Origin of the sequence: uncultured Lactobacillus sp. (assembly GCF_945290125.1) — a bacterium.
In the GTDB taxonomy this organism is placed as follows: domain Bacteria; phylum Bacillota; class Bacilli; order Lactobacillales; family Lactobacillaceae; genus Lactobacillus; species Lactobacillus rizhaonensis.
In genome coordinates this window covers 1-16,170 of the sequence record NZ_CALYQV010000041.1, presented here as the reverse complement: position 1 = coordinate 16,170, position 16,170 = coordinate 1, and the positions used below count along the sequence as shown (strand labels likewise).

Annotated in this window: 17 protein-coding genes and 1 other annotated feature; of the genes, 3 read left to right on the top strand and 14 right to left on the bottom strand. The window is 36.3% G+C overall.

Going from position 1 to position 16,170, the window contains the following annotated elements; all coding sequences use genetic code 11:
• Positions 1-107 precede the first annotated feature (107 nt).
• The 9 genes from glnA to Q0K80_RS07485 form a co-directional block, all read right to left on the bottom strand.
• Positions 108-1,445 carry a type I glutamate--ammonia ligase gene (gene glnA, locus Q0K80_RS07525; RefSeq protein ID WP_294604989.1) on the bottom strand — a complete coding sequence of 446 codons (1,338 nt, stop codon included), beginning with the start codon at positions 1,443-1,445 and terminating at the stop codon, positions 108-110.
• 177 nt (positions 1,446-1,622) lie between these two features.
• Positions 1,623-2,867 carry a methionine gamma-lyase family protein gene (locus Q0K80_RS07520; protein WP_294604987.1) on the bottom strand — a complete coding sequence of 415 codons (1,245 nt, stop codon included), beginning with the start codon at positions 2,865-2,867 and terminating at the stop codon, positions 1,623-1,625.
• Positions 2,860-3,780, bottom strand: coding sequence for a tRNA (adenosine(37)-N6)-dimethylallyltransferase MiaA (gene miaA / locus Q0K80_RS07515; RefSeq protein ID WP_294604985.1), 921 nt, complete (start codon positions 3,778-3,780; stop codon positions 2,860-2,862). Before miaA ends, Q0K80_RS07520 begins: the two co-directional genes overlap by 8 nt.
• Before the next feature lie 69 nt (positions 3,781-3,849).
• Positions 3,850-4,254: a rhodanese-like domain-containing protein gene (locus Q0K80_RS07510; protein WP_294604982.1), complete on the bottom strand. Its 405-nt coding sequence runs from the start codon at positions 4,252-4,254 to the stop codon at positions 3,850-3,852.
• A 49-nt stretch (positions 4,255-4,303) separates the two neighbouring features.
• The gene (locus tag Q0K80_RS07505; RefSeq protein WP_046325095.1) at positions 4,304-4,522 is read right to left on the bottom strand and encodes a YqgQ family protein; all 219 of its coding nucleotides are present in this window, start codon (positions 4,520-4,522) and stop codon (positions 4,304-4,306) included.
• Positions 4,522-5,202 (bottom strand): rhomboid family intramembrane serine protease, encoded by a 681-nt coding sequence (locus Q0K80_RS07500; RefSeq protein WP_294604977.1) that lies wholly within the window; start codon positions 5,200-5,202, stop codon positions 4,522-4,524. The genes Q0K80_RS07505 and Q0K80_RS07500 overlap by 1 nt, the downstream gene beginning before the upstream one ends.
• Before the next feature lie 11 nt (positions 5,203-5,213).
• Complete coding sequence (locus Q0K80_RS07495) at positions 5,214-5,786, bottom strand: 5-formyltetrahydrofolate cyclo-ligase (protein ID WP_294604975.1); 573 nt, start codon at positions 5,784-5,786, stop codon at positions 5,214-5,216.
• Between the two features lie 53 nt (positions 5,787-5,839).
• Positions 5,840-5,989 (bottom strand): 50S ribosomal protein L33, encoded by a 150-nt coding sequence (rpmG, locus tag Q0K80_RS07490; RefSeq protein ID WP_081945351.1) that lies wholly within the window; start codon positions 5,987-5,989, stop codon positions 5,840-5,842.
• A gap of 82 nt (positions 5,990-6,071) precedes the next feature.
• Complete coding sequence (locus tag Q0K80_RS07485; RefSeq protein WP_294604967.1) at positions 6,072-8,171, bottom strand: penicillin-binding protein 2; 2,100 nt, start codon at positions 8,169-8,171, stop codon at positions 6,072-6,074.
• A gap of 212 nt (positions 8,172-8,383) precedes the next feature.
• Between Q0K80_RS07485 and Q0K80_RS07480 the strand changes: the two genes are divergently transcribed.
• Positions 8,384-9,298 (top strand): BadF/BadG/BcrA/BcrD ATPase family protein, encoded by a 915-nt coding sequence (locus Q0K80_RS07480; protein WP_294604965.1) that lies wholly within the window; start codon positions 8,384-8,386, stop codon positions 9,296-9,298.
• A 107-nt stretch (positions 9,299-9,405) separates the two neighbouring features.
• Here the strand turns inward: Q0K80_RS07480 and greA are convergent, their stop codons facing one another.
• The 5 genes from greA to Q0K80_RS07455 all read right to left on the bottom strand — a co-directional run bounded on the left by greA (position 9,406) and on the right by Q0K80_RS07455 (position 14,923).
• On the bottom strand, positions 9,406-9,885 hold the full coding sequence (greA, locus tag Q0K80_RS07475) for a transcription elongation factor GreA (protein WP_294604963.1): 480 nt from the start codon (positions 9,883-9,885) through the stop codon (positions 9,406-9,408).
• 77 nt (positions 9,886-9,962) lie between these two features.
• Positions 9,963-12,380, bottom strand: a complete 2,418-nt coding sequence (pheT, locus tag Q0K80_RS07470; protein ID WP_294604960.1) for a phenylalanine--tRNA ligase subunit beta — start codon at positions 12,378-12,380, stop codon at positions 9,963-9,965.
• Positions 12,380-13,429, bottom strand: coding sequence for a phenylalanine--tRNA ligase subunit alpha (gene pheS / locus Q0K80_RS07465; RefSeq protein WP_294604958.1), 1,050 nt, complete (start codon positions 13,427-13,429; stop codon positions 12,380-12,382). The genes pheT and pheS overlap by 1 nt, the downstream gene beginning before the upstream one ends.
• A gap of 40 nt (positions 13,430-13,469) precedes the next feature.
• Positions 13,470-13,675, bottom strand: a binding site (T-box leader).
• Positions 13,676-13,723: 48 nt separating this feature from the next.
• A complete protein-coding gene (locus Q0K80_RS07460; protein WP_046325103.1) occupies positions 13,724-14,074 on the bottom strand; it encodes a helix-turn-helix domain-containing protein in 351 nt (116 codons plus the stop codon).
• Positions 14,075-14,152: 78 nt separating this feature from the next.
• Positions 14,153-14,923 carry an RNA methyltransferase gene (locus tag Q0K80_RS07455; protein ID WP_294604955.1) on the bottom strand — a complete coding sequence of 257 codons (771 nt, stop codon included), beginning with the start codon at positions 14,921-14,923 and terminating at the stop codon, positions 14,153-14,155.
• 90 nt (positions 14,924-15,013) lie between these two features.
• Between Q0K80_RS07455 and Q0K80_RS07450 the strand changes: the two genes are divergently transcribed.
• Positions 15,014-15,346, top strand: a complete 333-nt coding sequence (locus tag Q0K80_RS07450) for an acylphosphatase (protein WP_294604953.1) — start codon at positions 15,014-15,016, stop codon at positions 15,344-15,346.
• Between the two features lie 33 nt (positions 15,347-15,379).
• On the top strand, positions 15,380-16,170 hold a 791-nt coding region (yidC, locus tag Q0K80_RS07445; protein WP_294604950.1), incomplete at its 3' end, for a membrane protein insertase YidC.

Below are 16,170 nucleotides of genomic sequence, written 5' to 3'. Positions count from 1 at the left end.
AAAACTGTCAAAACAAAAATGTCAAGCTAACTAATAGCTTGACACAAAAACCTATAATGAATTTATTAATCAAATTTGAAATAATTTCTAAACTAGATTAAGTTAGTTTAATATCCCATATAACGATTTCGTTCCCAGTCAGAAACCGTTTGAGTATATTGCGACCATTCCAATTCCTTAGAATCAATAAAGCTTTGAGTTAAGTGTTCTCCTAAAGCATCTTGAATTAACTTGTCCTCCTTAAATGCTTTAAGGGCATTATGCAAAGTCGAAGGCAACGGTTTAATCCCCATTTCATTACGTTGTTTTTCACTTAAAGTAAATAAGTTGCAAGTAACTGGTGCCATAGGCATTTTTTCTTCCTTAATTCCCGCCATACCGGCACTTAAGCAGGCAGCCAAAAGCAAATATGGGTTGGCAGTAGGATCAGCTGAACGCATTTCAAGACGAGTATTCAATTCACCAGCAGCAGGAACTCGAACCATTGGTGAACGATTCTTTGAAGCCCAAGAAATATATACTGGTGCCTCAAAACCAGGAATTAAACGTTTATAAGAATTAACAGTTGGATTACCGACAGCAGTAATTGCACGGGCATGTTCCAAAATACCATTTAAGAAATACAAAGCCGTTTTTGACAAATTATATTTGTTGTTTTCATCATAAAAAGCGTTTTTATTACCCTTAAATAATGACATATTAGTGTGCATACCATTTCCTGCCTGACCTTGTAAAGGCTTAGCCATAAATGTCGCAAACAAACCATGTCGTTTGGCAATCTCTCGTACGATCATTTTAAAAGTTTGAACACGATCGGCCGTTGCTAAAGCATCATCAAACCTAAAGTCAATTTCCTGTTGACCGTCTCCAACTTCATGGTGAGCAGCTTCTACTTCAAAGCCAATACTCTCTAAAGTTTCAACAATATCTCTACGGCAGCTCGCACTTTCATCATTTGAAGTTAAATCAAAATATGATGCATGATCAGGAACTTCTGTAGTCCAATTACCATTTTGATCGAGTTTAAGTAAATGAAACTCTGCTTCAAACCCTATGTCAAAAGCCGTAAAACCCATTTCTTTCATCTGACCAATGATTCTTTTGAGATTATTTCTAGGATCTCCAGCAAAAGGTTTGCCGTCTGTGGTATGAACCGAACAAATTAAACAGCCAATTTTACCACCTGTGCTGTCATCCCAAGGCAAAACGGACCAAGTTGAGAAATCGGGAAATAATATCATATCACTTTCTTCCAACCGAACAAATCCGTCAATTGAAGAACCATCAAAGCGTACATCATTACTCAAAACTTTGTCTAGCTGACTATTTGGAACTTCAACTGCCTTAAGAGTTCCGTTAATATCTGTAAAAGCTAGTCTAATAAATCTGACATCTTCTTTTTCTACACTTTTTCTGATGTCGTCTGCTGAAATTTTCTTTGTCATGCTTCTCCACCTAAAAAATCATACAATAATTGGTATAGTCTTAATTTGAATTATATTCCTCATTTAAAACTAGATATAAGATTAGCAAAGGATTAAATCATTGTAAAGTGGTCTAACAAAAAATATTAAATCTTTACCAAAGTTTTACTTTACATTTATAAATATTTGTTACTTGTTCTAAAAAAATAATTCGTTAACTGCATTGGTGATCGCTATTTTCACATGAGCATAGGTCAATCCACCCTGCATATACAAAGCATATGGTGGCCTGATTGGACCATCCCCAGAAAATTCAATACTTGCACCTTCAACGAAGGACCCGTCTGCCATGATCACCTGATCCTCATATCCGGTGTCATTACTTGGTATCGGATCCACAAATGAATTAATGGGCGAGTTCTCCTGCAGAGTTTTTGTGAACCTAATCATTTTATCTTTATTATGGAAAATAACGGTTTGAATTAAGTCAGTTCTGTCCTCATCCCATTTAGGAGAAACTTCTAACCCCATCTTTTCTAAAAGTGCAGACGCATAAATTGCGCCTTTGATAGCATTGCCAGTAACGCTTGGAGATATAAACAAGCCTTCAAAATAATCCAAATTGTTATTTAAACTGGCACCTTCTTCTCTACCTATTCCGCCAGCTGTAAGACGGGTAGCAGTATTTTCAATTAATTCGTGCTTACCAACAACATACCCACCAATTTTTGCTAGACCACCACCAGCATTCTTAATTAAAGAACCCGCCATTAAATCGGCACCATATTCCGTGGGTTCGTGTTTTTCTGAAAATTCCCCATAACAATTATCAACAAAAATAATGCTCTTAGGTGAAACTTCCCTAATCATAGTTATCATCGGCTTAATCTTACTTACAGTGAAACTAGGTCTAGTATTATAACCACGTGAACGCTGAATGACTACCATTTTGGGTTGATGATCTGTAAGCAATTTGCGAGCTGAAGCAAAATCAACGCTGCCATCAGGTAATAAATCAACGTGAGAGAATTTTACTTCATATTCTTTTAAACTGCCCCTGCCATTACCGGCAATTCCGATAACTTGTTGCAAAGTATCATAAGGCATACCCGTTAAGTATGTTAATTCGTCGCCTGGCAATAAATTACCAGCCATGGCTGTAGCCAAAGTGTGGGTGCCAGAAACAAATTGTGACCGTACTAAAGCATCTTCTGTGTGAAAAATTTGGGCGTAAATACGATCAAGCTTGTCTCGTCCGCTGTCATCTGAACCATAGCCAGTACTGCCAATCAAATCTGATTCTGCTACAGCCTTGTCTTTAAACGCCTGCAGAACTTTATTTTGATTAAAAAGAATGTTTTGCTCAATTTTTGCCAGCTGCGGCTCAATCTTTTTATCAATATCAGCTACAATTTCTTGTAATTCTTTTGGCCAATTATTCATTTAACCATTCCTCAACTTTCTGTAAAATCTCTTGCAAACAATTTGAATCAGCTAAAGGATCAAACCAGTATACAGGTAACTGGTGGTGAAAATACGTCAACTGTCTTTTAGCATATCTTCTCGAAGCTCTTTTTAAATTTTTAATACAATTTTCCAGACTATCCTGACCAGCAAAATAAGGAAAAAATTCCTTATAGCCAATAGCCTGTAAAATAGTATATTCTTTATCACGATTTTGATAGACAAAACGGGCTTCGTCAAGTAAGCCCTCGTCCATCATTTGATCAACACGTTTATTAATCCTAGAGTAAATTTTTGAACGTGCAGAATTTAATCCAATAATAAAATACTGGTATCGCGGTTCAATTTTGTCCTGTTGTTCTGAAAATTTGTGTCCTGTACGATCAATTACCGTTAAAGCTCTTAAAGCCCTACGTGAATTGTTTAACGGAATTTTTTGAGCAGCTACTGGATCACGTTTTTTTAGTTCTTGCCAAAGCTTTACTTTACCGTTTTTATTTAAATAGCCCTGCCATTTATCTGATATAGCTTCACTTTCTTTACTCGGCTCACCTAATTGCATTTTATTAAGCAAAGCATTAACGTAAAAGCCAGTGCCGCCGACCAACAATGGCACTTTATTTTTCTTCACTATTTGCTCAATAGCTTTTTCTGCCTGGGTAACAAAATTAACTACTGAATAAGGTTTAAAAATTGTTTGAGTGTCGACCAAATAATGGGGTACCAATTTTTGTTCTGTAGGAGTTGCCTTAGCGGTTCCAATTGCGACCTCTCTGTAGACCTGCATGGAGTCACCTGAAATTATTTCAGCATTAATTCTCTGAGCAAGCTCAATTGCCAAAGCAGTTTTACCAATAGCCGTCGGTCCTACGAGAGCTATAACTTTTTGCATAATCACATTCTCATTCATGGATAACATAGAAAAAACACGTTTGATAAGTGCAACAAACATGTTTTTTATTTAATATTTAGATTTCTTGGTGCGTCCATCCCACTCATCAAAGCCATTCTTCAACCATTTAATTGAAGAAAAATGCTTTTTTTGTAAAAATCTGGCAGCACGTAAAGTAACTGATAAAGAGTCGGAATACAAATAAACGGGTAAATCAACTCTCAATTCAGTATATTGGTATTTAAGCATCGTGTAAGGCAAGTTTCTGGCTCCATCAATATGTTTTCTTTTAAAAGGAGCTTTATCACGTAAATCTACTACTTGCGCCTTACGCATTCCTTTATTAAATTCTTCGTTGGTTAAATCTCCATTACCCAAGCGTTTAGTTTGTATTTTATTCCACAGCCAAACTGCCACAAAAGCTAATATGATGACAATTAAAACTACGTCTAAAATAAGTAAAAAAGATGACATAAATTTATTTCTCCCACTAAAATTTAAAAACTACTGCGCATAAACAAAACTAATATTTATGCTTATCTTTATTGTGGCGCTCTTCATACTCATATTCACGTCGCAATATTAATTTAGCGACTAAATAATCATGCTGGTCAATTAAGTGTGAATGGTTAATGTTGTCAAGTTCAAGTGCCATCAACTCAATGTCCCAGATTCTTTTGCCTACATGAACAAAAATACCATATTTTTCAAGAAGCTGCTGCACGTCATACAAAGTTTTCATTATAAATTGATTACCATGCCCATTCTGACGGTTGCCACACAATAAATAATTAGTAAACAAAGAGCGATAACACGCTTTTTAACTGAGTATTGTCTTAAAGTTTTTTCACCCAGAATTACTGCAACTAAAAATCCCATAACGAAACCGCCAATGTGACCTGGTATATCAATATTAGGTGCGAACAAATCAATCACTATATTAATTAAAGCTAACCAAAATGATTGTTTGCCAAGGTACACCAAAATAGGGTTGGTCCGATTTTGCAAAGCAATTGCTGTCATAGCACCAAATAATCCAAATAAGGCTGTTGAAGCCCCAGCACTAATAGCATTATCACTGCCCCAAGCCAAGCTTAATAAGTTACCCCCTATACCAGAAAGAAGATATATTATTAAAAAGCGCCAATGACCAATAATGGTTTCCATATACATCCCAAGATAATAGATCATAACCGCGTTAGAAACCAGATGCATAATTCCCATATGCAAAAATTGGGCCGTAAACAGACGCCACCACTGATTACCTATGACAACGGCATCATTTTTCATGGCTCCCATTTTCATTAGAACATAAATATTTTCTGAACCACCAATGGCCGTTTCAATTAAAAATACTAGTAAGAGAACGGCTAATATACTTACGGTTATGTAACAACTTTTCAGGTTTTGTCGCTGATTCATTATAACCTCAATTAATTCGTAAAAATGGATTCCGGAGTAATAATTGTTTGAATAGCTATATCGGTCGCTTCCACTTTCCAGGGAGCTGTCTTAAAAATCATCTTGGAATTGGCCAGAGCTACTGTTTTAGAATTAGTATGCTTTGACAAAAAACGGTCATAATAGCCTCCGCCAAATCCCAAACGTTGATGCGAATCCAAGGCAAAGGCTAGTCCAGGAACAATAATCAGATCTAAATCATTGTTGATTTGAGCATTCGGCTCATTTACTTCTTCAACACCAAACTTTGACTTTGTTAATTTCGTCATATAACTATAATAAATAAAATCTTGAGTACGTTCAGCATTATCATTTGCACGTGCTAAGTAAACATCTTTACCTTGATCCCATAACTGAGCAATCAAACCTGAAGTGTCAACTTCATAACTCAAGGAAGAGGTTATGCCAATGCTTTGACAATTACTAATGATCTCAGAGTTCATAATACTTTTAAGCAAAACCTGATCTTCAGCATCCTTTTCTGCCGATTCAGCAAATTCGCTCAACTTTTCAATTTGTTGTTGTCTTATTTCTTTTTTTGTCATGATTCTTCCATATAAAAAATAGCAGGAGCATAGGCTCCTACTATATTAGTTAATTACTTAGTTTCACGATGAAGAGTAGTATGTCTTTCTACTGGGCAATACTTCTTCAAACTTAAACGTTCCGGATGCTTACGCTTGTTTTTCTTAGATAAGTAACTTCTATCGCCACATTCGGTGCATTCCAAAATGATGTTATCTGCCATTTCTTTCACCACCTACGCTTTTATTCTGACTGTATTATCTTAGCATTTTTCTATTATTATTACCAGTAATATTAACAAAATTCTATTTTTTATGTAATTTAAAGTAGTCCTGTACCATCGCCTTAGTCATTTGTAATGTATAGGATCCTTCCAATTTGGGATCCAGTCCAGGAAAAATTACAGCTGTAGCAATTTCAGGATTATTCGACGGTGCATAACCAACAAAAGTAGCATTGACTAGTTCTGGTGGATTTTTCTGGTTAGGATTATCAGAATCGTAATAAAATGTTTGAGCTGTTCCCGACTTTCCCGAAATAGATGGTTTCACTTTTTTCAATTTATGAGCGGTACCCCAGGAATTTGTACCATGAACAACACGCCAGAAGCCTTGTCTGATGATATTAAGCTCATCTTGAGTCCAAGGTATGCGTAACTGTACCTGAGGCTTTTTGTTATAGTCAATATAAACTTTTTTACCATTATTTGCCGTTCTACCAACCGACTGCACCACATAAGGCTGCATGCGATAGCCACCATTAGCTATCGTTGAAACATATTGTGCCATTTGGATAAGTGTATAAGCATCATAGTTACCATATGATAAGTCAAGTACAGAACCTGAAAGAACTAATCCCTGATCATTGAATGATCTACCTTGAATACCCGATATTTCTCCCGGTAAATCAATTCCAGTCTTTTGACCCAAACCAAACATATTAAAATTGTGGCGCAAAGTTTCAAAGGCTGTTTGAGGCATGGTGATCCTCATTTTAGGAACATAAGACGCATTAACCCATTTCATTGCCAAATGCATCATATAAATATTACTGGAAACTTCTAAAGCAGTTTCAGCATCTAGCGCACTAAAAGTGCCAATTGGATATACTGACTTTTTGACCGGCGTACTAGGTAAATAAACTGGGGTATCCGGCATTACATTATTGGTAGGAGTAATTACTTTATTTATTAATCCTCCACTTACCATTGCACCTTTAACTGCCGAGCCCATGACAAAAGACTGATTAATAACGCCTAATGCATTATTGGTAGTTTTATTTTTCTTAGGATCACGGCTGATGCCAGCCATAGCTAGAATTGCACCGGTTTTAGGATTCATTGCAATGGCATATGCACCATTTGAATAGTGAGCGGCACCTGACCCAATAGCAGAAGCATAGATTTTTTCTAATGAACTTTGAACCTGTTTTTGATATTTAGCATCAAGGGTCAAAACTAAACTGGTGCCTGCCTGCCCAGAATAAACCGATTTTGACTGCTCGATGTCTCCCGAATTCTTAGTCCAAACTTTGCTGGTTGACTTAGTTCCCTTGAGTAGGGGTTCATATTTTTCTTCCAAATATGATGTACCTACCCGATCATTCCGAGAATAGCCGTTTGTTAAGTAATATTGTAAATTATCACTAGGCAAGCCGGCCTTTTCTGTTGAGACAGAACCAATAATACTGCGGATAGACGAACCATTAGGATAAGATCTTTGCCAGTCAGTTCCAATGCCTACACCAGGAAGCTCTGAGAGGTGCTCACCCACCTCCGCAATTTCTTTGTCTGTTAAATGATTATTCTTAATATAAATTGTAGAAAGAGTATAGGCTCCTGAAATTTTATTATAAATTAATGCCGCTGTTTTCTCACGTGCATTCAGCTTAATATGTTCTGCACTAACCTGTTCTTTGATTTTTTGATTAATTAAATTGTCATCCTGTTTGGCTCTGAAGGATTTAGGAACTTTGGCAGATTCTTTAGCACTATTTTCCTTATTTGCCAAATAATAATCAATTACTTGTTGTTCAGTCGGCTTCTCATCCTTGATAGAAATATAATGACTAAGAGAGTTGGAAATTGCATAGATATCTTCGGTTGTAGTCGAAACACTTTTAGTATAAGTAATAGCATTTTTAGCCTTATTCCCTACCAGTACACGACCTTTATTGTCATACATAACACCGCGAGGAACTTGACTGGAAACTATTGCCGAATTAGATTTTTGTACTTCAGCTTTAAAGCGTGAGCCATAACCTATTTGCAAGTATGCTAGTTGTCCAATCAAAGCCGCAAAAAGGACAAAAATAATACCTAAAATTATCTTCATCCTGATTGGAGTAGAAGCTTGTTTTTTGGCATTATTATTTTTAGTTTTCAGTTTTTTCTTGAAAAAATTCACTTAGCCTCAACCTCACTAAACTAGTGTAATTTTAACAAAAACTAGAGTACAAATCTATTGAGATGGTAACGTTTTGGAAAAACTTTAAGATAGAATACTTATTGATCAGAAAGGCCAAAACTGCACACAAATACTTTTGCGAAAAATCTTCAGTATTTTTTCTAAATGTAATAAAATAAAAGTGGGATAAAATATAGAAAGAAGATCAAACTATGACACTTAAATATCTTATTGGAGTTGATGCTGGAGGAACGCACACTACAGCAATAGCTTATGACTCAAAGGGGCAAAAACTGGCAGAGGCTCAAGCCGGTCCTGGACAAGTAAATACGGACTATAATAATGCCATTACTAACATCACAAAAGCAATCAACGAATTAGTTGACGAAATTGATGGAGATTGTCAACGGATTCTCTGTGGAATGGCTGGTTTATCAGTTATCGGTCATGCGCCAGAAGTAGCCGCTGAAATCTCTGCCAAGGTTGATAACCTGCCAACCAGAGCAGTTACCGACTCCCTCTTAGCTCTTTATAATGGACTTGAAGGTGAAGATGGCGGTCTTGTTATTGCTGGTACTGGTTCTGTTTTCAATGGCTTACAGCATGGCAGCATTATCTCCACTGGTGGCTATGGTTCCATTTTAGGTGACGAAGGCTCAGGCTATGCTATCTCACTAAGTGCTTTAAAATCTGCTTTACTTAGTTGGGATAAACGAGAAGACAATGAATTAATTGGAATGTTTAATAAACTTTTTAAAGTTGATAATTTAAATGATGCTACTGCCAAGTTTTACAAAACCAGCAATTCTGATTTTGCTTCAATGGCTGTGAACGTAGCTCAATTAGCTGATAAAGGTGATCCTTTTGCTTCAGCTGTAATAAAAGAGCAAGCTGAACTGCTTGCAAGAGATATTACAATCGGAATGGACCGGTATGAAGAGCCCAAGCCAATGAAAATTGCGCTGACTGGTTCTGTACTTGCCAATAATCAAATGTTGCGCGATTTTCTTGAAAATAAAGTTCATGAAAAATATCCACAAGCCCAGTTTTCTATTTCTAACGGTGAAAATGCTCGTGGTGTTATCTTTGATAAAAGCAAGGACTACCGCTACTTTACTAGTCATTAAATTTAAAATAAAAAGACCAGACGGTTACCACTTCTATTATAGAAGTACAGCTGTTCTGGACTTTTTATTTTTATAAGCGTTATTCTAAAATAGCTCTATCAAACTAGCTATTTTTCTTCAACTTTATTGATTACGACATCAAATTTGCCACCAGGTGTTGAAATAGTTACTGTTTCACCTTTTTTCTTTCCCAAAATTGCTTGAGCAATCGGTGAATCATTAGAAATCTTACCATTCATTGGATCAGATTCATCACTACCAACAATTGTATATGTCTCAGGTTCATCCTCACCAACTTCAGTATAGGTAACAGTTTTACCTACAGCAACTTCATCTGGATCACTAGCATTAGCATCAACAACATGAGCATACTTAAGCATGTCTTCAACAATACTAATGCGATCTTCAAGATGGCTTTGCTCATCTTTGGCTGCATCATATTCCGAGTTTTCGGATAAATCGCCATAAGAACGGGCGACCTTGATTCTTTCAATTACTTCTGGCCGCTTTACAACTTTTAAATTTTTTAATTCTGCTTCAAGTTTTTCTTTACCTTCAGCAGTCATCGGATATGATTTTTCAGGCATAAAACTTTCTACTCCTTAAAGTTAAAATTCTTTTTGCACTGGTCTATGATATTCACTTAAACGGTTAATGTCAATAATTAACGTATTTCTACTTTTAGTTGTTTTTCAAGACTAGCATCAATAGAATTCATTGCTTTATTAACGATTTCATCAGTTAATGTGTCATTTTCATTGAGAAATGTTAAACGATAAGCAAAGCTCTTTTTATCTTCAGCAATGTGAGAACCACGGTAGACATCAATAATACGCAGGTTATAGAGATATTTTCCACCATTTGCTTTTATAATATCCTCAACAGCTTGATTAGTTACATCTTTATCTACTAAAATTGACAGATCGCGTTCAACTGCAGGAAATTTAGGAGCGCTTTGAGCAGTAGTTTGTGGATTAAGAATTAATGGAATAATGTCATCAAGATTCAATTCATAGCCGTAAATTTCGCTATCTTTCATTGCCTTATTAGACTGAGTAACAGGACGATCCAGCATACCAATCATGCCAACATATTTGTTTTTAATGTATATACCTGCAGTTCTAGTAGGATGCATGTACATGATTACTTCAGCTCGGTATTCAACATCATTCAAATTAATTCCCAGGGCTGAGAACAGATTAGTCAATTGTCCTTTAACATAAAAGAAATCAATTTTTTCATTATCATTCTGCCAGTTTTCGAAATAAACATTACCGCTATATAACGCAGCTAAATGTTCATGCTCATTATAATTGTTATTTTCAAAATCATAGACACGTCCCTGTTCAAAAATTGCCAGCTGATTTTGCTTACGTGCCATATTGTAGCTCGCAGCATCGACCAAACCAGTCATTAGGTTTTGTCTTAAAGTTGAACGATTGGAATTCAACGGCATTTGGACTTCAACGGGTTTCTTAGGTTCCTTGGAAAAACCAATTGCTTTTTCAAGCGAAGTTAATGAATAGGAAATAGCTTCAATTAAGCCTTGGCCTTGAACCACATTTTTAATGCGTCTAATGGTTTCTTCTTTTTTAGAGTAGCCGCCATGTGTTTCTGCTAGGATCGGTTGCGTTGACTTAATATTATCATAACCATATAAGCGTCCCACTTCCTCAACCAGATCAGCAGGAATAGCAATATCCCAGCGCCTTGCGGGTACATCGACAATTAAATTATCACCGTTAATTTCAATTTTAAAATTCAAGCGGGCAAAAATGGCAGCAATTTCTGAAGAAGATACCTCAGTACCTAATACTTTATTGATATAAGAGATTGTTGTGGTAATTTTAGTTGATTTGCGTTTTACTGAACTGCCTGTAATGACACCTTCATTAATTGTTCCAGAAGCATCATTTCTTAAAAGCAACGCAGCCATATCTAACGCCCTGGTAGTAGCATCCCAATTAACGCCCTTTTCATAACGACTAGAAGCTTCAGTTCTATTTGCATGGCGCAGAGCAGCCTTTCTAATTAAAGTGGGATCAAAAATAGCAGATTCTAACAAAACATCTGTAGTATCTGATTCAATTTCTGAATTAAGTCCTCCCATTACACCCGCCATCATCACTACATCTTCACCATTAGTAATGACGATGTCATTGGGATCAAGATCAACTTCTTTATTATTTAACAAAGTCAGTTTTTCTTCTTTATTAGCTTTTCTAACTACTAGTTTATGTGTTTTAAAAGCTCTGGCATCGTAACTGTGCATTGGTTGACCGGTTAAAAGCATAATGTAGTTAGTAACATCAACTACATTGTTAATGGGTCTTATTCCCGCATTCCATAGTCTTCTTTGGAGCCAAAGAGGGCTGTCGCCAATTTTGACATTACTGATTTTGCGTAAATAAAATTTAGGTGCAAGCTGAGAATCCACATCGACAGTAAAATCATTGGTCCAATTGGGACCGTCTTCTTTAACTACTACACCTTCAACTTTAACCGGTACATCAGTAATGGCACCAACTTCATACGCCGAACCTTCCATTGACAATGTGTCCGCGCGATTAGGAGTAATGTCAAAGTCAAAAATATAGTCGTCCATTCCTAGTAGTTCAAATGCTGAATCTCCAGGTTTTATTTCTGCATCGTGTGGAAAAACATAAATACCATTTGTGTACTTTTCGGGTACCAACTTATCTGGGAAGCCTATTTCTTGTAAGCCACAAATCATACCGTTAGATTCATTGCCCCGCAATTTGGTTTTTTTGATTTTAACATTATCGGCAATTCTAGCACCTGGTAATGCAACCACAACGTCTTCTCCGGCAGCAACATTAGGAGCACCGCAAACAATTTGGTATAGTTCTTTTTCTCCTACATCAACGTGAGTTAAATTTAAGTGCGTACCAGAAATTGGTTCGCAGTCAATAATATGACCCACTACCAACTTCTTCAGACCATCTTCAGGGTGTTTAACTTCTGCTACTTCAACACCTGTCCGAGTTATTTTTTCAGCCAAATCATTAGGATCTTGGTCCAACTTAATAAAATCCTTTAGCCAATTGTATGAAACTAGCATTATCTTTCCTCCCTACTGAATTGTTCTAAGAAGCGGACATCGTTTGTGTAAAAATCACGAATATCATCAATACCATATTTAAGAATAGCGAAACGGTCTAATCCCACACCAAAAGCAAAACCACCATATACATTGGAATCAATTCCAGCATTTTCTATAACGTTAGGATGAACCATTCCAGCACCTAAAACTTCAATCCAACCTGTATATTTACAAATAGAACAGCCTTTGCCATTGCAATTAAAGCAGGAAACGTCCATTTCTACAGAAGGTTCAGTAAAAGGAAAGTAACTAGGACGAAGACGGGTTTCGCGATCTTGACCAAAAATATGCTTGGCCATTAGTTCTAAAGTTCCCTTCAAATCACCCATTGTAATGTTCTTATCAACTACTAATCCTTCCATCTGCATAAACTGATGGGAGTGAGTGGCATCATCATCATCGCGACGATAAACTTTTCCAGGTCCCACCATTTTTAAAGGTCCTTTAGCAAAATCGTGTTTTTCCAAAACTCGTGCCTGATCACCTGAAGTTTGTGAACGCAATAAGTTATCAGAATCAATATAGAAAGTTTCCTGCATATCTCTTGCTGGATGGTCTTTAGGCAAGTTCATCATTTCGAAGCAGTAGTGGTCAGTTTCTATTTCTGGTCCCTGCACGACTTCATAACCCATACCAATAAAGTATTTTTCCAGGTCATCTAAAATAATATTAATTGGGTGCTTAGCGCCAAGGTGCATTTCTCTTCCGGGTAACGTAACATCTATTTTTTCTTTGTTTAACTGCTCTTCTACTAATGCCTCTACTATCTCTGTTTTAGCATCATCCAGCTTGCTGTTAAAAAGATCACGTAATTTATTAACACGTTGTCCTACTTCACGTCTATCACTGGGATCAATATCTTTCATTGAATGGAGGATTTCAGTTAATTCACTTTTGCGACCAGTTAATTTAACGCGAACATCATTTAACATTTCCTCGTTCTTAGCCTTATTGATCTCTACCAGACCTTTTTCACGCAGCTCTTTTAACCTGTCAAACAAGTCCATAAAAATTTTCCTTTCAAATCAAACAAAAAAGCTTCATCCCATAAGGGACGAAGCTTCGCGGTACCACCCTAGTTTGGACACCAAAAATGTCCACACTTTCAATTTCGCTAACGGTGAATACCGGAATGGATTAGATTCTACTAGTAAGATGAAATTCACAGTTCCGTTTAAACTTTTCTTTCAGCTCAATAAAAAAGTTTCTCTGACTAAATGATTGCTGCTACTAGTCTTACTCTTTGTAATTAGTTAATAGAATATAACTTTTTGGAAAAACATGCAAGCGAATATGCGAAATTAAACCCATTTATCAGCCCAACCATGAATTTGATCGAAAACGGGTTTTAATTCTGCCCCTTTTTTAGTCAGACTATAAGAGATAATCTTTGTTTTGCTATCAACTGATCGATTAACAATATTTTCTTTTTCCAATTCCTTCAATCTTTCAACTAGAACACGATCGGAGCAAGGCAAAACACATTGAGCCAAGTCTTTAAATCGCATATAATCGCCAGCACACAAAGAACTGATGATTAGTCCATTCCACTTTTTGCCAATAATTTTAAATGCGTTAATAAAATGTTCGCAGTATTCATAATTAGGAGCACCACAATCCGCACAGCGTTTGTCCTTAATACCTTGAGTCATGATATCGTCCTCCCACAAGAAAGCTTTACTTTGTCTTTTATTATATTAAATATACTTACTAAAAACAAGTGTTAGCAGTTAAGCAAAATAATAGATTATAATACCCGCAGCTACAGCCGCATTTAAAGATTCAGCTTTGCCTTTAATAGGAATATATAACTTTTCATCACTCATTTCTGCTATTTCTGAAGTAACACCATGAGCTTCATTGCCAATAACCAAACCTAATTGGGGCACCTTATGAAACTGGGGCAATTCTTTAGCATTTTTGTCTAGCATACTAGAATATACAGGTATTGAATTATCTTGCATTTCTTTAATAACTTCTGTTAGGTCATGCATAATTAATTTAACATGGAACTGACTTCCTTGCATTGCCCTTTGAGTTTTAGGATTATAAATATCAACACTTGCAGGAGAAAAAACAACACCATTAAAGCCAGCAGCATCTGCTGTCCTAATAATGGTACCTACATTGCCAGGATCTGCCAAATGGTCTAAAAGAACCCATTTGCCAAAATTCACGTGATAGTCGCGGGGTTGCGCCATTTTTAAAACCATAAAAATATCCTGCGAATTTTTGGTACTAGAAAGGTGATGAGCAATAGCCGAATTTATGATAAATGTTTTCTTACTGGTTATTACCTCAGGAAAGTTTTCATTGATTTTAGTGATTGCCGCAGCACTTCCCAGCAGATAAAGGTATTTTTCTCCCGCTTTTAGTGCTTCTTCAATTAGGTGAAAACCTTCAATTAAGTATGAACTGTCTTTTTGGCGATACTTTTTTTGTTTTAATTTAGATAGATCTTTTATTAAATTATTATTTACCGAACTTATTTTTTCTAGCATCTGGATATCTTCTTTCGTTTTTATAATATATTTTTTAATTTCAAGCTGCTAAAATGTTAAAATCAAGAAAGTAGTATAGGGAGGATTATTATGGGATTTTTTAACAAACATAAAATTAAAAGAGAATGCAATCCGACCAATGAATTAAGGGAAACCTGGCAATTAACTATTTCAGGCATCGTTCAAGGAGTAGGCTTTCGCTGGAGCGTCTTAAACCTTGCTAATAAGATGGAATTAGATGGGAATGTACGCAATAACAGTGATGAAACAGTCACAATTACTTTACAAGCTGAACTGGACAGAGTCAATCAGTTTTGCTCTGAATTACCCAAAAACATTTCGCAATTTGCCCGAATTTCAACTATCAAGAAAGAAAAACTGATAAAAGCGGGCAAAATAACTGGTTTTCATGTATTATATTAGTTATTGACAAAAAATAATAATTGGGTGAGTTGAATGAAAAAATTTCGTAAATATATTGGATTAATTGCTATTTGCTTGGCGGTCATGCTGATTGTCACTGCTTGCGCACAAAGTGGTGGTGCTAATAAGCCACCAACGGGCTTTATATATGGGTCGATTTATAAGTTTATCGGCAAACCTATGCAAAATATCATGCTCTATTTTTCCAACATCATAGGTGGAGCAAATGGAGCCGGTTGGGCCATTATCTTAATGACCCTTGTAGTTAGAATGATTCTTTTGCCTCTAATGCTTAATCAACAAAAGAAATCAACTACACAACAAGAGAAAATGTCTCGTTTACAACCGCAGATGAAATTAATTCAGGATACTATGAAACGTAAGGATCTGAATCAGGACCAGCAAATGACCTTGGCCGGTTGGCAACGAGAACTTTATTCCAAAAACCATTTGTCTCTGACCGGAGGGATGGGCTGCTTGCCCCTAATTATTCAGTTCCCTATTATGATTGGTATTTATGATGCCGTAATGTACTCCAAGAGCTTGGCTAGTTCGTCATTTTTCGGTATCTCCTTAAGTAGCAGATCAATTTCGGTCACTATTTTGGCTACAATTTTTGCTTTTGCACAAGGATATCTTTCACTCGTAGGAATTCCCCAAGAGCAAAAGAAGCAAATGCAGTCGATGATGCTCATGAACCCTATTATGACACTCTTTATCTGTCTTTCTGTCTCAGGATCCGTTGCCCTGTATTGGGCCGCCGGCAACTTTTTCTCTATTGTTCAGCAATTGCTGGTAACATATATCATCACGCCAAAAGTTAA